This is a genomic window from Qipengyuania sp. RANM35 (assembly GCF_041021145.2).
GTDB classification, from domain to species: Bacteria; Pseudomonadota; Alphaproteobacteria; order Sphingomonadales; family Sphingomonadaceae; genus Qipengyuania; species Qipengyuania soli.
Map to the genome: position 1 here is coordinate 2,278,176 of NZ_CM196433.1, position 22,975 is coordinate 2,301,150.

The 22,975-nt window shown below is 61.5% G+C and carries 24 protein-coding genes; 6 read left to right on the forward strand and 18 right to left on the reverse strand.

The features are described 5' to 3' along the window. Positions 1–359 precede the first annotated feature (359 nt). The 14 genes from RAM60_RS11330 to RAM60_RS11395 all read right to left on the reverse strand — a co-directional run bounded on the left by RAM60_RS11330 (position 360) and on the right by RAM60_RS11395 (position 12,167). The gene (locus RAM60_RS11330) at positions 360–830 is read right to left on the reverse strand and encodes an A24 family peptidase (protein WP_369026676.1); all 471 of its coding nucleotides are present in this window, start codon (positions 828–830) and stop codon (positions 360–362) included. Further along, positions 815–1,498, reverse strand: a complete 684-nt coding sequence (locus tag RAM60_RS11335) for a tetratricopeptide repeat protein (protein ID WP_369026675.1) — start codon at positions 1,496–1,498, stop codon at positions 815–817. Before RAM60_RS11335 ends, RAM60_RS11330 begins: the two co-directional genes overlap by 16 nt. 2 nt (positions 1,499–1,500) lie before the next feature. Beyond that, positions 1,501–2,466, reverse strand: a complete 966-nt coding sequence (locus RAM60_RS11340; protein WP_369026674.1) for a type II secretion system F family protein — start codon at positions 2,464–2,466, stop codon at positions 1,501–1,503. Position 2,467: 1 nt separating this feature from the next. Then, on the reverse strand, positions 2,468–3,472 hold the full coding sequence (locus RAM60_RS11345; RefSeq protein WP_369026673.1) for a type II secretion system F family protein: 1,005 nt from the start codon (positions 3,470–3,472) through the stop codon (positions 2,468–2,470). After that, complete coding sequence (locus RAM60_RS11350) at positions 3,472–4,857, reverse strand: TadA family conjugal transfer-associated ATPase (RefSeq protein ID WP_510639746.1); 1,386 nt, start codon at positions 4,855–4,857, stop codon at positions 3,472–3,474. The genes RAM60_RS11345 and RAM60_RS11350 overlap by 1 nt, the downstream gene beginning before the upstream one ends. Continuing rightward, positions 4,854–6,053, reverse strand: a complete 1,200-nt coding sequence (locus RAM60_RS11355) for a CpaE/TadZ family protein (RefSeq protein ID WP_369027336.1) — start codon at positions 6,051–6,053, stop codon at positions 4,854–4,856. Before RAM60_RS11355 ends, RAM60_RS11350 begins: the two co-directional genes overlap by 4 nt. 148 nt (positions 6,054–6,201) lie before the next feature. Beyond that, a complete protein-coding gene (locus tag RAM60_RS11360; protein ID WP_510639747.1) occupies positions 6,202–6,819 on the reverse strand; it encodes a TadE/TadG family type IV pilus assembly protein in 618 nt (205 codons plus the stop codon). Between the two features lie 2 nt (positions 6,820–6,821). Further along, positions 6,822–7,310 carry a TadE/TadG family type IV pilus assembly protein gene (locus tag RAM60_RS11365; protein ID WP_369026672.1) on the reverse strand — a complete coding sequence of 163 codons (489 nt, stop codon included), beginning with the start codon at positions 7,308–7,310 and terminating at the stop codon, positions 6,822–6,824. Between the two features lie 5 nt (positions 7,311–7,315). Beyond that, positions 7,316–8,998, reverse strand: coding sequence for a TadE/TadG family type IV pilus assembly protein (locus RAM60_RS11370; RefSeq protein WP_200981478.1), 1,683 nt, complete (start codon positions 8,996–8,998; stop codon positions 7,316–7,318). A gap of 18 nt (positions 8,999–9,016) precedes the next feature. Next, the gene (locus tag RAM60_RS11375; RefSeq protein WP_369026671.1) at positions 9,017–9,295 is read right to left on the reverse strand and encodes a hypothetical protein; all 279 of its coding nucleotides are present in this window, start codon (positions 9,293–9,295) and stop codon (positions 9,017–9,019) included. Continuing rightward, on the reverse strand, positions 9,285–10,742 hold the full coding sequence (locus RAM60_RS11380; protein ID WP_369026670.1) for a type II and III secretion system protein family protein: 1,458 nt from the start codon (positions 10,740–10,742) through the stop codon (positions 9,285–9,287). Before RAM60_RS11380 ends, RAM60_RS11375 begins: the two co-directional genes overlap by 11 nt. Next, positions 10,732–11,634 carry a Flp pilus assembly protein CpaB gene (gene cpaB / locus RAM60_RS11385; RefSeq protein WP_369026669.1) on the reverse strand — a complete coding sequence of 301 codons (903 nt, stop codon included), beginning with the start codon at positions 11,632–11,634 and terminating at the stop codon, positions 10,732–10,734. Before cpaB ends, RAM60_RS11380 begins: the two co-directional genes overlap by 11 nt. Before the next feature lie 86 nt (positions 11,635–11,720). Continuing rightward, on the reverse strand, positions 11,721–11,921 hold the full coding sequence (locus tag RAM60_RS11390; protein ID WP_369026668.1) for a Flp family type IVb pilin: 201 nt from the start codon (positions 11,919–11,921) through the stop codon (positions 11,721–11,723). 45 nt (positions 11,922–11,966) lie between these two features. After that, on the reverse strand, positions 11,967–12,167 hold the full coding sequence (locus RAM60_RS11395; RefSeq protein ID WP_369026667.1) for a Flp family type IVb pilin: 201 nt from the start codon (positions 12,165–12,167) through the stop codon (positions 11,967–11,969). A 408-nt stretch (positions 12,168–12,575) separates the two neighbouring features. Between RAM60_RS11395 and RAM60_RS11400 the strand changes: the two genes are divergently transcribed. Beyond that, complete coding sequence (locus RAM60_RS11400) at positions 12,576–13,391, forward strand: DUF2569 domain-containing protein (protein WP_369026666.1); 816 nt, start codon at positions 12,576–12,578, stop codon at positions 13,389–13,391. Positions 13,392–13,481: 90 nt separating this feature from the next. Further along, complete coding sequence (locus tag RAM60_RS11405) at positions 13,482–14,117, forward strand: hypothetical protein (protein WP_369026665.1); 636 nt, start codon at positions 13,482–13,484, stop codon at positions 14,115–14,117. Between the two features lie 7 nt (positions 14,118–14,124). On the opposite strand, the gene RAM60_RS11410 is transcribed toward RAM60_RS11405, so the two are convergent. After that, positions 14,125–14,784 (reverse strand): M23 family metallopeptidase, encoded by a 660-nt coding sequence (locus RAM60_RS11410; protein WP_369026664.1) that lies wholly within the window; start codon positions 14,782–14,784, stop codon positions 14,125–14,127. A 107-nt stretch (positions 14,785–14,891) separates the two neighbouring features. After that, complete coding sequence (locus tag RAM60_RS11415) at positions 14,892–15,587, reverse strand: helix-turn-helix domain-containing protein (RefSeq protein WP_369026663.1); 696 nt, start codon at positions 15,585–15,587, stop codon at positions 14,892–14,894. A 208-nt stretch (positions 15,588–15,795) separates the two neighbouring features. Here RAM60_RS11415 and RAM60_RS11420 point away from each other — a divergent pair, with 208 nt between their 5' ends. The 3 genes from RAM60_RS11420 to groL all read left to right on the forward strand — a co-directional run bounded on the left by RAM60_RS11420 (position 15,796) and on the right by groL (position 19,336). Then, a complete protein-coding gene (locus RAM60_RS11420; RefSeq protein ID WP_369026662.1) occupies positions 15,796–17,196 on the forward strand; it encodes an MATE family efflux transporter in 1,401 nt (466 codons plus the stop codon). Positions 17,197–17,355: 159 nt separating this feature from the next. Next, complete coding sequence (groES, locus tag RAM60_RS11425; RefSeq protein ID WP_200981487.1) at positions 17,356–17,643, forward strand: co-chaperone GroES; 288 nt, start codon at positions 17,356–17,358, stop codon at positions 17,641–17,643. A 55-nt stretch (positions 17,644–17,698) separates the two neighbouring features. After that, a complete protein-coding gene (gene groL, locus RAM60_RS11430) occupies positions 17,699–19,336 on the forward strand; it encodes a chaperonin GroEL (protein ID WP_200981488.1) in 1,638 nt (545 codons plus the stop codon). A 75-nt stretch (positions 19,337–19,411) separates the two neighbouring features. Here groL and RAM60_RS11435 read toward each other — a convergent pair whose 3' ends face one another. Further along, positions 19,412–20,110 carry a winged helix-turn-helix transcriptional regulator gene (locus tag RAM60_RS11435; RefSeq protein ID WP_369026661.1) on the reverse strand — a complete coding sequence of 233 codons (699 nt, stop codon included), beginning with the start codon at positions 20,108–20,110 and terminating at the stop codon, positions 19,412–19,414. A 178-nt stretch (positions 20,111–20,288) separates the two neighbouring features. Between RAM60_RS11435 and RAM60_RS11440 the strand changes: the two genes are divergently transcribed. Continuing rightward, the gene (locus RAM60_RS11440) at positions 20,289–20,516 is read left to right on the forward strand and encodes a tautomerase family protein (protein ID WP_200981490.1); all 228 of its coding nucleotides are present in this window, start codon (positions 20,289–20,291) and stop codon (positions 20,514–20,516) included. A 75-nt stretch (positions 20,517–20,591) separates the two neighbouring features. Here the strand turns inward: RAM60_RS11440 and RAM60_RS11445 are convergent, their stop codons facing one another. Further along, positions 20,592–22,904: a DUF305 domain-containing protein gene (locus RAM60_RS11445; RefSeq protein WP_369026660.1), complete on the reverse strand. Its 2,313-nt coding sequence runs from the start codon at positions 22,902–22,904 to the stop codon at positions 20,592–20,594. Positions 22,905–22,975: the final 71 nt, after the last annotated feature.

A 22,975-nucleotide genomic window follows, 5' to 3' on the forward strand; every position in this document is an offset into this window, starting at 1 on the left:
CACGCGAAACAGCGCGGGGAAGGAGCCAAATTCGACTGCCCGAAACCCGACAAGATGCGACCGCAGTCGTAACTTGCTGCTTCGCGGCCCGTTTGTCTGTTTTCCGCCACTCGGCAGGCTGTGCCTTGAGAGCGACGATTCGTTGGCTCGATATGACACCCGGGCCGAAATAGTTGCAAGGATATTAACTACTTCGCTTAACCACGGCGCCAAGAGCCCCTATCCGAAAGCGGTGGTGCATCCCGTTGTTTTCATGAGATAGTTTGGTTTGAAACCGTTTCTACGGATCGCCCCAAAACGGAACGGCCCCCGAATGCGGTAACCATTCGGGGGCCCTAGAAGGAATTCCGTCGGGAGAATCAGAATATAAGGCTGTTAGAATCCGACAGGAAGGCGGCGATGAAGCCGCAACAAATCGGGACGCCGTAGGGCAGCGTCCAGCTGCGCTTCTTACCGTCCGTCATGATCTTGAGACCGCGATAGTAGATCATCAGGACAATCATGAGGAGGAAACCCGCCAGTACCACCCAGCCGAACATGACCCAGGCGCGGTCCAGAGGCACAGCGAGTGCCGCGGCGGTATAGAACTTCGCATCGCCTGCCCCGATCGCCTTCAGGGCGAACAAACCTACTCCGATCGCCAGAGCGATCCCGGCATGGATAGCGGCAGATCCAAGCAGTTCGAGTCCCCCTGACGCTACCGTCGTGGTGACGGCGCATACCGCAAGAATTCCGACCAGCCAGTTAGGAATGCGACGCGTTCGGACATCCCAGACCGCCCCGACCACTGCCGTGGCCAAGGCCGCCCAGAGCGCTATTTCTGCAACCATTTGCCGAACACGACCTCGAATTGTTTGGAGACTTTTTGCGTATCGACCGCGGCCACTTCGGTAACCTTGGGCTCGACCTTCTCGACGGCCGGCGAAGCCGCTGCCTGTCGCGAGCTTACCTGCATGGTCGGGGCAGCCGCGGGCTCGGTTGTCGTGATTCGAAACTCGCCGTGGGAAACCCGGTGAACTTCGGAAGTGCGATCTTCACGAGCGGCAAGTTCGCTGCTGGGCACGGATTCGGCCGATGCAAGCTGCTCTGTTACCCGAGCCTGCTTGGCGAGCATCATATTCCCCTGCAGGCGCAGTAGGTTCGCTACATATTTTGGCTCATTCGGATCGAGAGTGGCCGCCGTGCGAAAATAACGCTCGGCAAGATCTGCGCGACCGAGACGAGCATACGAAACCGCCAGTCCATTGTTGGCGGCGGCAGCACTCGCCTTGTCGAGACGGGCGAGCTGGAACGAGGCGACTGCCTTTGAGATGTTCCCGTCTCTCAGGTAGCGGCGACCTTCTTCCAGCACGACCGGACCATCAAGTTCAGGATTAGCGGCCAGGCGCTTGTCTCCGTCTCGGTTGAACGACCATCCGGCGAGTGGCGAGGATTGGCAACCTGACACCGTGACGGCGGCAAGAACCACCATTCCCGTCGCAAATATGGATTTCGACATCTTCAACCTCCCAAGGCAGGCACAATAACACGGACGATCTGGACGACACCCGGCAGCATCAGCACGCCGATCATCGTCGGAAGCATGCAGAACACAAGCGGGATCGAGATGAGCACCGGCAAGCGGTGAGCCTTCTCTTCTGCACGCAAGCGACGCTTCTCGCGCATCTCCGTCGAGTAGACGCGCAAAGTGTCGGCAACGCTCGTACCCAGCTTGTCCGATTGGATCAGCAGCGTCGCAAAGCTCTTGATTTCGGTGACGCCGCTCTTTTCGCCCATCCGGCGCAGCGCCTCTTCACGGCGGGCACCGGCGCGTAGCTGCAAGGTTACTTCAAGAAGCATGTTTGCGACCAAGGGATGCGAGTGCACCATTTCGCGCCCCACGCGGTCCATCGCCGCTTCTAGTCCGAGGCCTGCTTCCACGCAAACTAGCATAAGGTCGAGGCAATCCGGGAACCCATTGGTGATTTCTTCCCGCCGGCGGTCCGCCTTAGCCGTAACCAGCAAGTTGGGTACGTAGAGGCCGGCGACTGCCAGACCCATACCGTAGAGATATGATTTGACCGCAGATATCTCGCCACCGCCGCCAAATCGTTGCGCGACAAAGAACAGCAGGGGCAACAGGATAACCAATGCGAACCGCGTCAGGGTGAAGACCTTCGGCGCAGACGGCGAAGTATAACCGGCGGCAGTGAGCTTGTCGCGCAGGACATCGCCCTTGGTATCGGCCAAGCTGAGCCCTGCCCGTTCCACACGATCGGCGAGATCAGACCATGCGCTGGTACGGCGATCCTGGAGTGACTCCCTCTTGACCGCCCCGCCACCCGCGATCTGCTGGATATTGTGACGTGCCTGGATCCGCCGCGATGACAACCTGCCGAAAGTCACAACAGCGAAAATGACCAACGCGAAGATCAGCGCCAGAAGCGACATACGGGCAATCGGATTGGTGATCAGGAAATTGATCATGCTAGACCTTCAAATTGACCATGTTCTTGATCCAGAAAACGCCGACGAAGAACCAGGCGACCATCAACGGGAAGCCAATGTAGAAAATCGGATCGGTCGAGACGTCGAGATAGAACTTCGGGTTCGACGTGAAGAGGATCAGGAAAGCGATCACCGGGAGCGCTGTGAGCAGCCATCCCGTCATGCGCCCTTCGGAACTCAGTGCGCGTACCTTCAGGTACAAGGTAGCGCGCTCGCGGATGACCTTGGAAAGCGCTTCGAGGATCTCGGCGAGATTACCGCCCGTTTCGTTTTGTACCGAAAGCGAGACAACGAACATGCGGATATCGTCAAGATCCCAGCGTTCGGCCATATCCTCGAGAGCTTCATGCAAGTCTGCACCATAGGAAATCTCGTCCGAGATCAGGCCGAATTCGGTGCCGATCGGATCGTTCATCTCTTGGGTCAGCAGGTCGATCGCCGACGAGACGGGGTGCCCGGATCGGAGCGCACGGACGAAAATGTCGAGAGCAACGGGGAACTGTTCCTGCATCACCTTGCGGCGGCGCTGGGCGAGGAAGCTGACCACAAGCATCGGCAATCCGATCGCGCCCGCCGCAGCGAAGGCGAGGATGATCTGGATGACGCCGAGTGTCAGTGTATAGCCGTAGGACACTGCCATGGTGGTCACGACGAGCATGAGTGCGGCGAACAACACCACCATCCCTAAGGATATCTGGGCAAAGCCGAAGGGTACTGCCGCCATCATGAGGTCGCGGCGGAAATTATTTATCGGTTTGCTGAGCAGGCCGATGTTGATCGGGTTGCCGATAGGATCATGCTTACGCAGCGCACCCAGGATTTCTTCGCGTTTCTGACCCTTGGAAATCAGCTTCAGTCGCTTGTTGACCGCGCCGGCATGGGCACGTCCCGCAAGACCTATCCGCAAGGCCACCTGAGACATCAGGAAGATGGACGCAAATATGGCGACCAGGATCAGGACACGGGTGGCGTCTCCGGTCAGCATCAGACTTTACCTAGATCGAGGTTGGGCCGGAATAGGTCAGCGGGCAGATCGATGCCGTGTTCGGCGGCCGTTTCCAGGAACTTAGGACGGATGCCGGTGGCTTCATGCCGACCGAGGACCTCGCCGTTCTCTCCGCGGCCTTCCATCTTGAAGCGGAAGATTTCCTGCATCGTGATGGTTTGGCCTTCCATGCCGACCAATTCGGAAACGCTGAGCAGGCGGCGCCTGCCATCTGCCTGGCGCCCGATCTGGACCACCACATTGATGGCCGATGCGATCTGCGCACGGGCCGCAGTCGGCGAAATGTCGATACCGCTCATGCCGACCATCTGCTCGACACGAGAGAGGGAATCGCGCGCGGTATTGGCGTGGACCGTGGTCATCGAGCCATCGTGGCCGGTGTTCATCGCCTGCAGCATGTCGAAGGCCTCGCCGGCGCGGACTTCGCCCACGATGATTCGGTCTGGGCGCATACGCAGGGCATTCTTTACGAGATCGCGCTGATTGACTTCACCGCGGCCTTCGATGTTGGCCGGGCGCGTTTCGAGACGGGCAACGTGTTCCTGCTGCAACTGGAGTTCTGCCGAGTCCTCGATCGTGACGATGCGTTCGCGCCCGTCGATATAGGAAGACAGGGCGTTGAGCAGCGTCGTCTTGCCCGAGCCGGTACCGCCGGAAATCAGCACGTTGCGGCGCGACCGCACGATGGCAGCAAGAACCTCGGCGACTGCGGCCGGGATACTGCCGAGCTCGACCAGCTTTTCCATGCCGATCCGCTTCTTGGCGAACTTGCGGATGGAGAGCAGCGAGCCGTCGATCGCCAGCGGGGCGACGATGGCATTGACGCGGCTGCCATCTGCGAGACGTGCATCGACGAATGGCGAGGATTCATCGACGCGGCGACCAACCGCGCTGACGATCTTCTGGATGATGCGCAGCAAGTGCTTTTCATCCTGGAAGCGGGTTGTGGCGCGCTCGAGCAGGCCGAAGCGCTCGACGAAAACATCACGGTGCCCGTTGACGAGAATGTCGGTGATGGACTCGTCGGCAAGCAAGGGTTCGAGCGGTCCCAGGCCGAGGAGCTCGTCGAGTACTTCGCCCACAAGGCGCTTGCGCTCGCTTGCGTTGAGCGCGGCGTCCTCTTCGACAAGGAGGCCCAGGACGATGTCGCCAACTTCCTCTTCAATCTGCTCGCGCGACATGCGGTCGAGCAGGCTGAGGTTGATGCGATCCAGAAGCTTGCGGTGGATGGAAGTCTTCAGCGCGAGGAGCTTGTCGAGCTCTTCATCGACCTCAAACATCGGCACGGGCTGAGCGGCATAGGCATCGCTGCCGACAATATCGGCGTTCTCGCTCTTTCCACCGCCTATGAACTGCCATTTCATCGGTGCGCACCCTCCACGGCTGCGGCGATCGTTTCCGCAAGCCCTTCCAAATCGCTGACGAAGGCGCTTTTGCGCTTGATCGATCGGGCAAGGACACCCTGGTCCTGCGCCGAAGCAAGGGTGGCGCTGTCGAGCGCAATTCCGGCGGTCACAGGTCGCCCGAGGGCCTTTTCGACGTCGCCGAGGCTGATCGCGCTGAAAAGCTTGCGCTCGGTCTTGTTGACCACGATCGAGATCAGGCGATGGTCGAGCCCGAGATTCTTGAACAGATCAAGTCGTCGCCGCGCCTGCCGCAGGCTGGCCAGCGTCTGTTCGACGACCATGACGACACTATCGGCTTTCGACAGGACGTTCAGCGTCCAGTTGGTCAGGTTCGACGGGAGATCGAGCACGACGTAATCGTACTCGTTTCGCGCGATTTCCAGGATCCGCGCAAGATCTTCGGCCTTAACCGCTTCGATAGGAATAATCTCTCCAGGTGCAGCGATTACGGAAACGCCGCTGGCGTGTCGCTCGGCAACAGACTGCATCAACGATGCGTCGATCCGCTTGCCCGCTTCGAGCAGGTCACTGAGCGTACGGCGGGGTGTGATACCGAGCACTTCGGCCAGCCTGCCCGACTGGATGTCGAGGTCGAAGATGCAAACGCGCGGCCGCGCATCGTCATCGGCGAGAGATGCGGCTAGGTGACTGGCGATCGTCGTGGCGCCCGAGCCGCCAACCGCGCGGGTAACCGCGATGACCGGCGCCAACTCGACTTCCTGTTCGGCAGCATGCCCCTTTGTCTCGAGCACGGCGACCACGGTCTGGAGAATCTCTTCGGCCGCGAACGGCAGCTCCACCACATCGGCAACGCCTTCGCGCACGAGCGTCCGGACAAGCTTGAGGTCCACGTTCTTCATCGCAACGATTTGCGGCATGCCAGGACGGATCGCGTGGAGCTTGCGAATACGCTCCATGCTGCGCGGCACGGTCGGATCGACTTCGAAGACGATGATGCCCGAGGTATTCACTTTCGCTTCGGGGATAGCCTCACCCGGATCGACCGCGATGAAGTTCGCGTCCGAGATCCAGTTGGCTCCGGCCGAGGCCTCCAGGGCATCAATGTACTCGCTCGAGGCGACGATCGTTATGGGCGCAGTAAGCTGCAACTCCAGTTCCTTCCCGCGGTCGAGTATGTATTCACCATGGCCCATATCGATCACCAGATAACACCTTCAATACTTGTTGCGCGAGGCGCAGTCCCTCCCTGTCGAAAAACGAGACAACCCGAACCTTGTCGCTCTTTGCGGCAACTTTGGCCCGATAATTCCAGAGAATTCATAAGGATGCAGAGTACGAACATCAGTTGAAATTCGTCCCCTGACCATCTTCCATCGTCAAAGTATATGCAAAATCGGGAAAACCTACAGTGCTCCCGAACAGCAAATATGACCGGAAAGTCTGATTGAGCAGGCGTACAGTTACAAAGGGCGCAATGTCCATTCCGGTAGGATTGCCTGCATAGCCAAGCCCGGACCCTGAGTAATCGATTGCGATATCTGCCAGTGCCACCCTAGGATAAATATTCTTCACACGGCCGGCGACGCGATTGAAGGAAGTGGTATCGAGCGTCAGCGTCCCGTCGAGACAGGTCCCGCTGACGCAAGTGCAACCGGTCGAGCGGCAGGTGATCTTTCCGAACGCGCTAGCGGGAATGCGATCCCCCTGATTGATAAGGACCCCCCCAACGGTTCTTCCAGTATAAGTATATGTCGCAAGCTCGGTCACGAGTGGATCGGTTACCACTGCGGCACGCGCGCCGACCTGGGATGCCTTTTCGCCTTGGTTGAACAGGTAGGCATACCGCCCTGCATCGATGATCGCGATGACGAAGAGGATGAAGATGGGCAGGATCAGAGCGAACTCCGCCGCGCCTGCGCCCCTCTGATCGCGCCAGAAGGCCTTGAAGAAACGAACCAACCTCATATGCCCATCACCGCGGCTTGCTGGGTGGCGTAGAGTTCGTAGGAATTGGTCAGGAAACCGAGGCCGTGGAACAGCGAGGGGAAATTCACCCGCGCGCTGACCGTGACGACCGGCGCATTCGGTTCGTCCCGATAGATGCCCGTCCGCAATGCGGTCGTCGGGCAATTGACTGCCACGGTCACATTCGAATTTACCCAGCCGATTACCCGGGTCGTGCCACCCGAGGGTTGGCCGGTCCGGGTGACTTCCTTGATCGCCGTCTCCGTCGCGGACGGCAGGGTGTAACCGGCGGTGCAATTGATATCGACGAAGCTCTGGCGCGCAGCGAAGCGCGCCCCGTCGCGCACACCCTTCACCACCTGGTGCTGGTTGTAGAAATAGTAGCCCATCTCGACGGCGCCGAAGACCATCAGGATCAGAAGTGGCAGCAGCAGCGCCATTTCGCCGGCAGCCGCACCGCGCTCGCAACGGACAAAGGCGCGCATGATGCTCACCTGATCAGGTACGGGACATCGCGGCGGATGACCGTCCCTGCAGTTTCGCCACGCGAACCCGAGGCCGTCTTGCCGATGATTTCGGCGTAGATCTCGTCCTTCTGGGTGTAGTTGGCGTTGCCTGGCCGGCTACGGTTGAGCGAAGGTTCGACCAGGAACACGTCCATGAACTCCACAACCGGTACCGACCGCGAATTGCCTTTCACGTCGAGCGCCTTGCAATTGATGACCGCGACGGACAGGCGGCGACGGTCGGCCACCGTTGAAGTCGGTACGACGCCCGCTCCGAAGCCCTTGCGAGGACTGCACTGCGGCGTTCCGTATGCCGAGTTCGAATTGGGGCCGCCAAGCACTCTGACACCATCGACTACGGTTCCGCGCTTCTCAATTTCCCAGAGGTAGACTTCGTAGCGCGTCGGGAAACGGCAGCGGGCCGGTGTGCCACTGCAACCGCTTAGCGTAAGACCCGTGTTGGTCTGCCATTCGGCTTCCGACCAATAGCCGGTTAGGCCGTCCTCGGTGCGCCGGTAGTGCGTCGCGAAGTAGGCGTTGCGGTCCCAGAATCCGTCGCCGACCGGCCCGGTGCAGGCCTTGGTGTTCATCGCATGGCAAACATCCCGCGGGTGGCCCATCGAGGTCGGGATGTTCGCTGCACTTGAGAGATCGAGAGCATTGTTCGAGCCCGGGAGGTACTTCGTTCCCGTTGTCTCGTGCCAGCCGTTGTTGTGGTCCTTGCAGGAATTGGTGTCGGTGAACACGTCCGTGTGCACCACGTCCTTCTGGACGTTGATCGACGCGGGGCAATTGCCGCCAGTTGGGCAGGACACGTCGCCATTGTAGATGTCGAAGCGCGTATTCATGGAATCACTGACGTCGGTCTTGTTACCGGTGTCGGTATCCACCGCGTCATTCGCGGATTTCGATACGCATTCACCCGGAGGCGTATCCCAGCCCAGCGCCTTGCGCAGGTCCGGCGTACCGCCGCCCGTACCGGGGATGGTATCGAGGAAGCCAAAATTGCCCGGCGCCCATGAACCTCCACCGCCCGACGCCCCACCTTTGAGGAAGAGGCCCATGCCGCGGTAATTGTCGGCGTTGAATGGGAGGCTCTTGTCTGTGTTGGTGGTGGGCTCACTGGGGTTGCAGATCATCAAGGGCGGAGTGCGACACAGGGCAGCGCCGATCCCGGCGACTGCTTCGCCCGACAAAGTGTTTTCGAACCAACCGACGACCGGTGTGAGCGCGTATTTGGCCTTGCGGTCCTCCACCTTCACGCGAATGAAATTCGCCTTGGCGTCCGACGCTGCAAGTGTTGTGTCCAACCTGTTGGTATCGGCTTCGGCTTGGGCCAGCGTCTCGTAAAAGAACACGCCTGTGCCGGCCACCGGGATGTCGACGGTCATCGTGTCACCGTCGTTTCCGAACACCGTCAGGTTTGTAACGAGGCCATTGCGTGCAACGGCGATCGCTCGATTGATGGAACCGGTGGTCTGGTCGAGCTGCGTTGCGCCTGCGAGTGCAGCCTGGTCAGCAGCATTCTGGAGTTCGGTGTCGAGCGCCGCCATGCGAGCGTAATCAAAACCTATGCCCGCAGCCCCGACAAGCGCAGGGAGCATAAGCGCGTAGAGGGCGGCACTCGCGCCGCTCTCGTCACTCCAGAACTTCCCCAACCAGGTCATACATGCCTCACATCACACTCAGTTCGGGCCCGAGCTTTCGGTCGTGCTTATGGTCTCGGGCTGCTTCACGGCATCCTTACGATACCGTTCGACAGCCTGCGCGGCGTGATCGCCACTTGTTACCATATCGTCTTCGTAAACGGGATCGGGATTGACGACCTGCGCCATCATAGTCTGGCGATTGGCCTCACCAAAAGCGGCATCGCCCGGACGATCGAAAACCGCATTGTCCGCGCACGCTGCTGCAAGCGGCATTACCGAGATCGCAAGGGTGAAACGAAGAACCTTAGTAGTCATAGTCTTCACCCTCCTTGACGACCACGGGTGCCTTGGGAGCTGCGAGCTCCTTGGCCGAAACCGGATCATATGCTTCGCCGGACAGGATTGTCTTGAGCGCATCCGGGTCATGCACCCGGTCCGTCGGCAGCTTGACCTGCGAAGGCTTGATCGGCTTCACCAGGCGCGGAGTAACCACGATCAGCAATTCGGTTTCGCCCTTCTGGAACTGGGTCGAACGGAACAGCGCACCCAGGATCGGGATATTGCCGAGCAGTGGAACCTGGTTGACCGTGGTTTTGAAATCTTGCTGCAGCAGGCCCGCAATCGCGAAACTTTCACCATCGCGAAGTTCGAGCGTGGTCGACGCGCGACGGGTCTGCAAGCCAGGAATGCTGATACCATTAAGCTGGATTGAAGCCGCGGGGTCGATCGAACTGACTTCGGGCTCAACAATCATGTTGATGACGCCATCACCTAGCACGGTCGGCGTAAAGCCGAGACTGACACCAAACGGCTTGAACTCGATCGAGATGCCGTTGTTGCCGCCGTTACCGGCTCCGGCGCCGCCTCCACCACCGCCGCCGCTTTGGACGACGGGAATAGGAAATTCACCGCCTGCCAGGAAAGAGGCCCTTTCGCCCGACAAGGCGACGAGCGTCGGTTCGGCCAGGGTCTTGGCGAAACCCTTGTCTTCAAGGGCGTTGAGGTATCCGTTGAAATCGATCCCGAGTGCGCTGAACGCACCGCCAATCACACCGAAGCTGTCCTGGATTGCAGAGAAGCGAAGGACATCGACCGGATTGGTGAGCGTTCCGGGTGTAAGGCCGGCGCCCGGACCGCTAACCGAACCGAAATCTCCACCCCGATCGATACCGAAACCGCGCACGCCGACATCTTCGCCGACCGAGCGGTTGACCTCGGCAAACTTGACCTCGAGCATGACCTGCTGGCTGCTGCCCAGGCTGATCATGTTGACGACGTTCTCGCCGGCATAGGTCTTCGCAAGCAGGACTGCGCGATCGATTGCACCAGGATCGTTGGCAAGGCCGGTCAGGACCAGCGCATTGCCCGAAATGTGTGCGTCGATCTGGCTACCCGGGATCAACTGCGAGACCTGGGTGCGGAATGCTTCCGAATCCGGGCCCACCGAAATATCCATAACGGAGAGCACACGGCCGCGCGCATCATAGAGCGTCAGGCTGGTGGTACCCATGCCCTTGCCCAGCACGTACAGCGAATTCTCGGTGAGAGCGACGATATCGGCAATCTCGGCATTGCCGATCAGCGCTTTGGCAATCGCCCGGTCGGCTGTGACCACCTGGCTTTTGTTAAGTGGGATTTCCAGCGTTCCGGCATGGATGCCCCCGCCGGCATATTGCTGCGCCTGTGCAGGAACCGAAGCCATGAGAGCTAGGGGTAGGGCTGCGGCGCAAAGCGCGCGTCCGATGAAAGTCTTAGTTGCCACGGTTCACCTCCTGGCGAGCACCCTCGGTGCCGCGGTAAATTACCATCGACGGGCCGCCGTAACTGGGAACGAAAGTCGTCGTTCCCGAAGCAACAGGGCCGCTCGGAGCGCGGTAAGGAGCGGCGCGCGGCGCCGGAGTGCCACCTCCACCACCCCCGGTACTGCGCTGCGAATAGCGGATCGCACCACCGGGAAGATCGCGGGTCGTGACGACGCGGGTGGCGCCGACAGTCTGGTTCTCGACGTTGCGCAGCGCCAGGCTCAGGCGACCGCTCTCTACTGCGAGGGTCAGTTTCTGCGCATTGTTCTGGTCGACAAGCAGGGTCGCCATCTTGAGCTCCTGTGGCTCGGTGCTGCTTTCCGATGCACGCCGGTCGATCGCGATGACCTGGACGTTCTCGAGAATGACCGAAGTCATCTTCTCGTCGTTGCCGCCGGGAATGGTGCGCGTCATAAGCACGTCGACGGCATCGCCCGGCGTTACGAAACCGGCAACGCCAGCCACTTCGTTCACCGGGATTGTGACGGCACGCATGTCATCGGGAATGTTTTCCGAAAGGATCGCGCGTTCGGAGATGCGCGACTGGAGAATGGGTTCGCCCTGGGCGATCGGACGGATCGCAACGTCGCGGCCGGCAAAGCGGGCCATATCGGTGAAAGCTCCGGCCGGAACTGATTGGGCCGGCCAGTTTACCAGGCGGACATTGTCGGGCGTGAGCGGGGATCCGAAGTCGAGGTCCTGCGACGCTACAGCGATGCGAACCAGTTGCTGTTCCTCAGCAACGCGCTCCTGCTGCTCTTCGACACCGGAGAAATAGGCATTGGCGAGATAGACAGCGATAAGCCCCAGGACCACTGCCACGCCGATGATTATCAAATTGCGCCGTTCCATCGCGCATCCCCCTCAAGCTGCCCCTTTAAACGCAGTATACCGGCCCTTCCCGCAATCAGGGAAGGGCCGGTGACCTTACTGGCTAATTAGCCGCAGACGCCGCCCGAAGCGACAGTACGCGACGAGGTAATGCAAGTGCCGGCCGTGCTCATCGCACCCGAAATCGAGGTGGCGAGGAAGCGTGCGCCGAGAATGATTGCAATACCGACCATGACGAGGATCAGGGCGTATTCGGCAGCCGAAGCGCCCGATTCGTCAGCAACGAAGTTCTTGATGAAGTTGGTCATGATTCAAATCCTTGTGTGAAGTTCGAAAAAACCGATTGGCAGTGATCAGCCGCAGACGCCGCCCGAGGCAACAGTGCGCGAGCTGGTGATGCAGTCGCCGGCCGTGCTCATCGCACCCGAAATCGAGGTGGCGAGGAAGCGAGCGCCGAGAATGATCGCAATGCCGACCATCACAAGGATGAGAGCGTATTCGGCAGCCGAAGCGCCGGATTCGTCAGCGACGAAGTACTTGATGAAGTTGGTCATGATACAAATACCCTAGTCCAAGCGGGGACGTGTCCCCCTCATTTCACAAAAGGCTCCGGCATCTATTTCCGGCTTGCCCTTGTCCGTGCGGGTATCTCTGGAACCGGCGCGACCGTTTTCTATTTTTAACCGACGGTTACGCCGGTCCAAGAAACGCCTGTTCCCTCACGGAACGATTAAATCATCACCAACAGTGTAACCTACGTCAACGTTTCGGTAACCCATTTAATTTTTCTCCGAAAAACAGTGATTTACGGAAAATTGCGTTGCCAGTGTTGGTTAATTGCAACGAATCTGATTTGGCCACCGGTTGCACCATAACCCTCGGGAATCCGTGGAATTCTGCGAGTCAAACCGCGAGTCACGACAGTTGCCGCAAAGGAAACCAAAATCGCCGATCGGTGTTAAATGGTCGAAATGGTATCAAAACGGCACAGGTTGCAGTTCATCGCGCGCGCTTCGCGCAGCTTCGATCGCAAGACCCGTGTCCTTGTCAGCAGGCTCCGCCCCGCCCTCGAAAGCGCCATTCCGTGGTGGATAGCGGCATGGTTGGTCCTGTCGGCATGGAAGGTGTCCGGCGCCCTGGGTGAGGGGCCCTCGGGATCTGATGTTGCTTACACCGTGCTTCCCTATCTGCTGATCGCCCTCGCCCCTGTCGTAGCCCTGCGCTTGGCCGAGAGCGCTTTTTGTGACCGATCCACGGCGTGGACCCCGCGCACGCGCCTCGCCCGAATCGGTCGCTGGCGCGAAGTCGCGGTGGAGACCGCCCGCGAGCACCGCCTGTTCGGGCCGGTTGGATTTCTCGCCTCGCTCACGATCGGCATGCTGCTCAATGTCGTATTGCGCAGCGGCGAGTTCCTCCTCGCAGTGCCCGCCATAGGTACTGCGGCACCTGGATGGGCGCAGGCCCTGTTCCTTTCCATGGCGTTCGAGACGATGGCGATGAACTTCCTTTACATGGTCTGCTTCGTCATGGCCCTGCGCGCGGTCCCCGCTTTCCCGCGCATGCTGGTGGCAACGTGGATCGTCGACCTTGCCTTCCAGCTGCGTACCGCAACCATAGTCGGTTCACACGAAGCCCTACCACCCGACGTCGCGATCGCCCTGACCGGAGTATTGCAGGGCAATGTCCAGAAGGTCTGCATCAGCATATTCATCTGGCTGCCTTATCTCCTTCTGTCGAAGCGGGTGAACCTGACCTACCGTCATCGCCTCGCGCGCTGAACCCCGCTCTACCCCGCCTGCCCCCTCGCCTGCCCGATGGGCTTATGCTAGACGGCAGCTTGCAAAGAAGCTGGAGGGCAGCGGGAAGTCATGGTGCTCACGCACGGACGCAAGCGGTTGATTTTGAGCGGTGCTGCCGTGCTTGCAGCGCTTGCCGTCAGCTTGCCTCTCCTTCCGCGCCTGCAGACAATTGCCGCCCCGTATACCGGCGTGATGCGCGTCGTGCTCCCCACCTATACCAGGATTACCCTGCCGGGTGTCGGCGAAGGGGACGTGGTAGATACGACACTCGCCGATCGCAAAGCCATCGAGGATACGGCGGCCCTTGCGGTGGAGGAGGCCAGCCTTGCACCGCAAGCCGACGCAGGGTCCCGCCCGACCGTGCTGCCCAAGATCGCGCCGGGGAACATCATCCCGGTCAAGTTCGATATCGAGAGTCCGGGCCTTGGCGACGAGGTGGTGGGCGGCGACGAGATCGTCGTGCGCAAGAGCGTCCGGCTCGGCTCGCGCGACCTTGGCAAACTGCCGATCCATGTCGATTCGCGCTCGCGCCTGCTGATCCGGCCCAGTGACCTGAGGTCGGTCCTCGCGAACGCAGGACAGGAAGACAAATTGCGCGAAGGTTCCGGCTCCAACGAGTTGCGCACGCTTGGCGATCTGCGCAAGGACGGTGTCGACCTGCGCTATGACCCTACAAGCGACAGCGTGGTCCTGACGATCGGCTGAGCGCGCCCTAGCGCGAGGAAAACGGATTTGTCGGCTGGCCGGAAACGCGCGTCTCGTAATGGAGATGCGGCCCGGTCGATCGACCCGTCGACCCGACGTAGCCGATCACCTGCCCCTTCACGACGGCCTGTCCGGGCCTGACTGCAACGGCCGACAGGTGCGCGTAACGCGTCTCGACCGAGCCGCCGTGAGCAATCGATACGAGGATCCCGTAGCCGCCCGCCCAGCCGGCGCGCGAAATCTGGCCCGAGCCCGTCGCGGTGACGGGTGATCCGTAAGGTGCGGCAAGGTCGACCCCGGCATGGAACCGCGTCCCGCCCAATGTCGGATGGTAGCGCATCCCGAAGCCGCTGGTGAGGCGGGCCCCCGACATGGGCAGTCCGCCGGGCATGCCGCCGATAATCTTGCCCGGTAATTTCTTCGGCACAGGCTCGATGTCACGTCCGGCGAGGTCGACGGCGCGACCGAAGTGGATCACCGGAGCCCCGGCCTCATCTTCGAGCGAAAGGTCTCCGTAATCCTCGAGAAGTTCGTCGGCCTGCATATTGGCAATGGTCGCCGCAGCAACATTTACAGCGACGTCGCCATCGGCATCGGCCTGCGCGCCGGTTGCCGCAAAAGCGACACCGGCAGCCATGACCAGCAATGAGATTCGCGTTGCCGACACCCAAGGCCCTCCCCGAGTCTTGGCTGCGACATATCACGCGAGCGACGGTTACGCGAATCGCAACCGCATGGAGTGCCGCAATGGCACTGCCAGACCAATCGCTCGATCTAATTGAAATCGATGGAAATAGAGACCTGTCCAGGATCGATTCCTGCGGCTTGCGCGATCATGCGCCGCGCTTCGGCCACCGTCATGGCCAAGGTCGCATTGCTGGCGGCACGGGAAACCGACACGCCTCTGCCCGATCCCCGCTCGCCGTATAGCAATTCGGCTTCGGCCACCCCGAAAACATCGGAAATCCGTATGATCGCGTCGTGTCGCGGGCGTGATTTGCCCGTCTCCCACTTCCACAAGGTCGGCTTGGTTACACCGACGAGGCTCGCCAACTCCTCCATCGTGTGTGGCGAGTCCATGCGCAGTCGGCGAAGCCGGTCGCCGAGCGTTTCAGTACCGCTCTCCACGACACCCACCTCCGGCAAGTCGCGCGGCGGATGGGCGCGCAGCAGGTTCGCACCCAGTTCCGCCCGCGAGAGCGATTGTTCGAACCGGCAACCGTAAAGACGCCCCGTGTGCCACATGATCCGGGCACGATGCTCTTCACCATCGGCAAGCACGACTGCGACCGGTTCGTCGAGATCGAGCGATGCGCTGGTACTCATCAAGAGGCCGCTTGCCGACAGGTCGAGGATTTCGACCCCGCTTGACCCGTCACCCTGCGCCGCGCTGGCGGTCAGGAAAATCCGCCGCCGCTCCTCGCTGCGGCCATCCGCGACGCTGGCCTTGTCCTCGATGCGACCCTTCATTCTTCAATCCTCTGAACGCGGCTTTCCTGCACCGCCCTTGGCACACGATCATGCGCATCCACCGGTTAAGGACCGGTATCCTCCGGTTTCCATTTGAGGGCAGCCCCCGTGTCGTGTGACCCGATAGCCGCGCCATTCGCCCAATCGCTCGGGTTGCAACCATGCACGCTTTTTCCGGGCGATCCCTTCGCCTATCCGGGCCGGCTGCATGACGCACGACCACGCCCTGAAACCCCTGCCCATCGGCAGTGACGGCTGGCGCGACGAGATCCGCGCAACCTTTAGGCTCGCCTGGCCGCTGGCGCTTGCCAACCTGCTGCAGATGCTCGTGCATGCGGTCGACGTGATCTTCGTCGCGCGCCTGGGCGAACGCGAGCTGGCGGCTTCGGCGTTGGGCATTTCCGTCTTCGGCCTCACCATGTGGGCTTTCACCGGACTTGTCGGCATGGTCGCGGCGCTGATTGCCGAGGAGCTGGGCCGCCGCCGCCATTCGGTGCGCGAAGTGCGCCGGTCGGTCCGTATGGGCCTGTGGCTGGCGGTCGCCACCGGCCTCGTCGGGATGGGCATCTGCCTGCTTGGCGAGCGGTTGATGATCGCGACCGGTCAGGAGCCGCAGATTGCCGCACAGACCGGCATGTTCCTGCAGGTCATCATGTTCGCGATGATCCCTATGATCGGATCGGCAGTGCTGCGCAGTTTCGTTTCCGCTTTGGGCCGCCCAGTCTTCGCAACGGCGATAACCGGAGTTGCCTTCATCGCCAGCCTGATCGGCAACTACGCTTTCGTCTTCGGTCATTTCGGCGCCCCGGCGATGGGGCTGAAGGGCTCTGCGCTGGCCAGCGTGGTCACTGCCCTGGTCCAGTTCGCAAGCTACGTGATCGCGGTCCACTGGGACCGGCGCCTGCGGCGCTATCGCATCTTCGGCAATTGGTGGCGGCCGGAATGGGACCGGCTGCGCGAGCTGGTCCGGCTGGGCAGCCCGGTCATGGTCATCATCATTGCCGAGGCAGGACTGTTCAGCGCCGCCGCACTGCTGATGGGACGGATCGGCGCGTCCGAGCTTGCGGGCCACACGGTTGCCTTGCAGGTCGCCGCTCTCGCCTTCCAGATACCCTTCGGCATCGGCCAGGCGGCGACCATCCGCGTCGGCTATCACTATGGCGCGCGCGACAGGGTTGCCATGGGACGCGCCGGCTGGGTCGGTATCGTAATGGGTGGCGGGTTCATGTGCACGACGGCCGCGGCGATGATCCTCGCACCGCTCGCCCTGCTGCGGATTTACGTCGATCCCGCGGCACCGCAGAACGCGGCCATGGTCGGCTTCGCCGTGCAATACATGGTCGTCGCCGCCGCCTTCCAGCTTTTCGACGGCGTGCAGGCCGTGGCCGCAGGTTCGCTTCGCGGGCTGCAGGACACGCGCATGCCGATGCTGATCGCGGTCTTCAGCTACTGGGTCCCGGGGCTTGGCATTTCGCTATGGCTCGGCTTCTACACACCGCTCGAGGGGACCGGCGTGTGGATCGGGCTTGCCACGGGCCTCGTCTTCGCGGCGAGCCTCCTGACCTGGCGCTGGGCACGGCGCGACAGGCTGGGACTTACGGCGACCTGAGCCGACCCACGCCAGCCACGCCTCACCCCGCCTCCGGCAACTTTTTTCCGTTCCGACCCGTTGACTCGGCGCAGCGCCGCTCCCAAATGCGCCGCGCTGGCACTCTCACCCAGTGAGTGCCAATCATCGTTTCACACTCTTAGAAGAGAGGTCATCATCATGGCATTTCGTCCGCTGCACGACCGCGTTCTGGTCCGTCGCATCGAAGCCGAAGAAAAGACCGCCGGCGGGATCATCATTCCCGACAGCGCCAAGGAAAAGCCGAGCGAAGGCGAAGTCGTCGCTGTCGGTTCGGGCGCCCGTAGCGAAAACGGCACCGTCACCCCTTGCGACGTCAAGGCCGGCGACCGCGTGCTGTTCGGCAAGTGGTCCGGCACCGAAGTGAAGATCGACGGCGAAGACCTGCTGATCATGAAGGAAAGCGACATCATGGGGATCATCGGCTGATAGCCCGACCCGCATGTACTTCCTCAACTAACACCGAATTCCAGGAGAAACACCAATGGCAGCCAAGGACGTAAAGTTCGGCCGCGACGCGCGCGAAGGCATCCTGCGCGGCGTCGACACCCTCGCCAATGCCGTCAAGGTCACGCTGGGCCCCAAGGGCCGCAACGTCGTGATCGACAAGAGCTTCGGCGCACCCCGCATCACCAAGGACGGCGTCACCGTCGCCAAGGAAATCGAACTGAAGGACAAGTTCGAGAACATGGGCGCGCAGATGATCAAGGAAGTCGCCAGCAAGGCGAATGACACTGCGGGTGACGGCACCACCACCGCCACCGTTCTGGCCCAGGCCATCGTCAACGAAGGCATGAAGTCGGTTGCCGCCGGCATGAACCCGATGGACCTCAAGCGCGGCATCGACCTCGCTGTCGAGAAGGTCGTCGAGAACCTCAAGAGCCGTTCGAAGGACGTCGCCGGGTCGAGCGAAATCGCCCAGGTCGGCATCATTTCCGCCAACGGCGACCGTGAAGTCGGCGAGAAGATCGCCGAAGCCATGGAAAAGGTCGGCAAGGAAGGCGTGATCACCGTGGAAGAGGCCAAGGGTCTCGAATTCGAACTCGACGTCGTCGAAGGCATGCAGTTCGACCGCGGCTACCTCTCGCCCTACTTCATCACCAATCCGGAGAAGATGACGGTCGAACTCGAAAACCCGTACATCCTCATCCACGAGAAGAAGCTGTCGAACCTCCAGGCGATGCTGCCGGTGCTCGAAGCCGCGGTCCAGTCGGGCCGTCCGCTGCTGATCATCGCGGAAGACATTGAGGGCGAAGCGCTGGCTACCCTCGTGGTCAACAAGCTGCGCGGTGGCCTCAAGGTCGCAGCCGTCAAGGCACCGGGCTTCGGCGATCGCCGCAAGGCCATGCTGCAGGACATCGCCATCCTGACCAAGGGCGAGATGATCAGCGAAGACCTCGGCATCAAGCTCGAGAACGTCACGCTGAACATGCTCGGCCAGGCCAAGAAGGTCACCATCGACAAGGACAACACGACCATCGTCGATGGTGCCGGTGAAGCGGACGACATCAAGGCCCGCGTCGGCGAAATCCGCACCCAGATCGACAACACCTCGAGCGATTACGACCGCGAGAAGCTCCAGGAGCGCCTCGCCAAGCTCGCCGGCGGCGTTGCCGTGATCAAGGTCGGCGGTGCGACCGAAGTCGAGGTGAAGGAGCGCAAGGACCGCGTCGACGACGCGCTGCACGCAACCCGCGCAGCCGTTGAAGAAGGCATCGTCCCGGGCGGCGGCACCGCTCTGCTCTACGCCACCAAGGCTCTTGACGGCCTGACCGGTGCGAACGACGACCAGACCCGTGGCATCGACATCATCCGTCGTGCCATCCAGGCTCCGGTTCGCCAGATCGCGACCAACGCCGGCCACGACGGTGCGGTAATCTCGGGCAAGCTGATGGACGCCAATGACGATTCGCTCGGCTTCAACGCCGCGACCGACACCTACGAGAACCTCGTGGCTGCCGGCGTAATCGACCCGACCAAGGTCGTCCGCACCGCGCTGCAGGACGCAGCTTCGGTTGCCGGCCTGCTGATCACCACCGAAGCCGCCATCACCGAGAAGCCGGAAGACAAGCCGGCCCCGGCGATGCCCGACATGGGTGGCATGGGCGGCATGGGCTTCTAAGCCCGTCCAACCTACCGGACAAAGAGTAGGCCCGGCGGAGCGATCCGCCGGGCCTTTTTTGATATCTGCGAGGTTCTATGCCGCCAGCCGGGCGGGTAGCGGAGCGCGATCGGCTTCGGCAAAAATGCTCGGCTTGAGCCAGTTCCTCAAGTTGCGGACGAGCGAAGGCTCGCCTTCGATCAGAAGGTCACCGGCATCCATCGCCTCGCGATAGGTCCGATCACCCATCCACACATCGTGCATCGTACGCAGGGTGCAGGTAACGTAGACGCTGACATCGCGTCCCGGATCGGAAATGCAGGTGTCCACCCCGTCCTGTTTCACCAGAAGCCACCAGTTCTGCTGTTCACTCAGGTCACGGAACTTGAATTGGATGATGCTCTCCTTGCCGGGCATCATCGCGGGATCGATGCTCCGTTCGAGGTAGAGCATCAGCAATTCGACATCGAGATCCGCATCGACAACATTGTGACGCGCCCACAGCAGACCCCATTCGCCCAGGTTCACGATCAGTGGCAGCAGGGCTTCACAAGCAGGCGTGGGGAAGTATTCGTAACCTCGCTGCCCCGGAATCTTCCGGCGCACCAGCATCCCTTCCTGCTCCAGGAACTTCAGTCGCGCGGTCAACAAGGCTGGCGAAATGTCGCCCAGGCCGCGCTGGATCTGGTTGAACCTCCGGCCCCCGCAGAGCAGCTCGCGCACGATCAGGATCGTCCAGCGTTCCCCAAGGATCTCAACGGCTTTGGATATGGGACAAAATTGTCCGTACTGCATGCGTGCTCTCCCGTAGCGTCCACATGCGACCCTGCTTATTTCCGGAACTGTAGCAGCTTTCTTCAGAATTTGTAGCACGCAGCTTCATTCGCTGAACTCAACTGAGCGCCAGCTTGCGGGCAAAAGCATTCCTGTCGCCGGGGCAGTCCCCGGCCAAACCAACCAGAAGGAAATGCACATGCCTCTCGTAACCATCGACGTAATCAAGAACGTTTTCACCGCCGAGCAGAAGCAGGAGATCATCAGCAAGGTCACCGAGACCATGGTGTCGATCGAAGGCGAAGCCCTGCGCCCGGTCACCTGGGTCCGGATCATGGAAGTCGAGCAGGGCGACTGGGGAATTGGCGGTCAGCTGCTCAAGGCGGCCGACGTCCAGGCAATGGCCCGACAGCCTGAACCGGCCTGATTGTCGCACAAATGAAGTGGGCCCGACGGAGCGATCCGCCGGGCCCATCTTGTTGCCTCGTTTCCGTCGGGGCGGTCAGCCGCCCTTGCGGCTCGCCTCGGCCGCGGCGACCAGTTCCTTCGGCCAAGTGACCTGGGTCTGGGTCTGCGGGTTGAAGACGTCGCCCGGATAGATCGCGCCTTCCGCAGCGGCGATTTCCTCCTTGGTCAGATATTCGCCCGGTTCGAGAGCGAACACGTCGATACCGCGGGCGATCTCGGTCGCGTAGATGCGCCCCTTGTACCAGTATGCCGACCAGTACCCGCCCAGTACCATCTGGTCTGCCGCGATCGGGCCACGGTCGAAGTAGGCGATCTCGTGGATGTTATCGGGATCGGTGAAGTCGATCACGCTGATGCCGCCCTGGTACCAGGCCTGGACGAAGATGTCGCGCCCCGGCACCGGGATGATCGAGCCGTTGTGTGCGACGCAGTTCTCCTTGTCGCTTTGCGGTGCCGGCAGTTTGTAAGTGCCGCGATAGACCAGCTTGCCGTTCTCGATGCCGTAGAAAGCATCGGCGCCCCAGTTGCTCGGGTCGCCAGCCTGGCAACGCGGACGGCCACCGCCGCCCCATTCGTCGGTGAAGAGAACCTTGGTCCCGTCATTGTTGAACGTCGCCGAGTGCCAGTAGGCAAAGCCCTTGTCGGTCACGTCGTCGATGCGCTTCGGCTTCAGCGGGTCGGACACGTCGAGAATGATGCCGTTGCCCGAACAGGCGCCTGCCGCCAGCTTTTTGCCGGGGAAGACGGTGATGTCGTGGCACTGGTTGGTCTCGTTGGTATCCTGCGTACCCTCGCCATGGTCGCCGCCACGCCACAGGCCCGCGATCTGCCCGCCAGTGGCGAAGACGCGGGGGCGGTCGACAATGCGTGCCGCTGCGGGATTGCCAACCGGCACCTCGATCACATCGATCGAGAACAGCGCGGTGTTGTCGCCCGGCAGATCGGTGCAGCTTGACAATTCCTCGGTCCGGCGCACACCGCCAGTGCCCGAGGCATAGACGACGAGGCGCTTGTCGTCCGTGCTGACGATCGAATGGGTGTGGCTGCCGCGGCAGGTCTGCACCTGGCCCACCTGGCGCGGAGCCGCCGGGTCGGAAATGTCGAAGATGCGAAGGCCACGGAACCGTTCTGCGGTCGCGCGCTGCATGTTGCCTTGCAGACCGCAATCGACACGTCCACGGCCTTCTTCAACGCTCATGATGAGAAGCTTGCCCGCGATCGAGACGTCGCCCTGGCCGCCCGGACAAACAACCGAGCTGACGAGCCCCGGAATGCCGTCGGTGCCCAGCCGGTAGATATTGAAGCCGTGGTAATTGCCCGCGACCAGCATGTCGCCGGAAAACGCCATGTCGGTGTTGGCGAAATCGAGCATCGAGCCGCGATCGACCAGCTTGGGCTTCTCAGGTTCCTTCTCGTCCTCGGCGAGCGCCATGGGATCGTTGGGGTCGACCGCCTTGTCTTCTTTCTTCTCGGCGGGCTTGGCGTCCTTCGCCCCCTTGGCCTCGGCTTCCTTCTCTTCCTTGGACTTGGCGGCCGGAAGGGCGAGGCCGGCGGGATTGGTCGGATCGTAGAAGCCGGCAGGCTTTTCGAGGCTGGCGAGCTTCTTCAGTCCCTTGATCGCCTCGCCGCTGTCGCGGAAACCGGCCTTCAGGGTTGCGCGCGGGTCGGCAGAAAGGGTCGCGAGCCGCTTGTTCATGCGGGTGATCTCGGCCTTCTGGTCGCTTACCACGTCGGCGGTGAACTGGTTCATCTCGGGGTCCGAAGCCGTGCCATACCAGTTGAGCAGGTTCTCGGTCATGTCGACTGCGCCGCGGTGGTGCGCGATCATGAGCTGGAGGAACATGCGATCGAACGCCACGCCGTCCGAGGCAGCCAGGGCGGCCATCTGTGCGGGTGTCGCCATGCCCTCCATGACCACCATGCCCTTGCCCGACGACGGCATGTCATGACCCATGTGGGAATGATCCATCGGCGCGTCCTTGCCCATGCCGGGCGCTTCGGTCGTCTCGCCGCGGCTGGTGAGCCACTCGGTCATGAACTTCATTTCGTCCGCCTGGCTCGCATTGATGCGACGGGCGATGCGGCGGATGTCGGGGTTGGTTGTCCGCGCCTCCACCAAAGCCGTCATCTCGGTCGCCTGGCGGTGGTGGACGATCATGTGCTGCATGTAGGCGACGTCGCCGGGCGAATATCGCATGTCGGCCAGCTTGATCGCTTCCGCCGGGGTCAGGGCCTTGACCGGTTCGCCCGGGGCGCCCGGCTGAACGATGGGCACGCCCTCCGCAAGCGCAACGCTGGAAGTCGTAAGCAGAAGGCTGGCGGCAAGCGCCCGCAGCGAGTTTGTCATTATGTCAGTCCCCAAAGTTGAAATCGGATTAGGCTGTCATCGTGGTCCCTGCGTCAAGCAGTCGTTCTGCG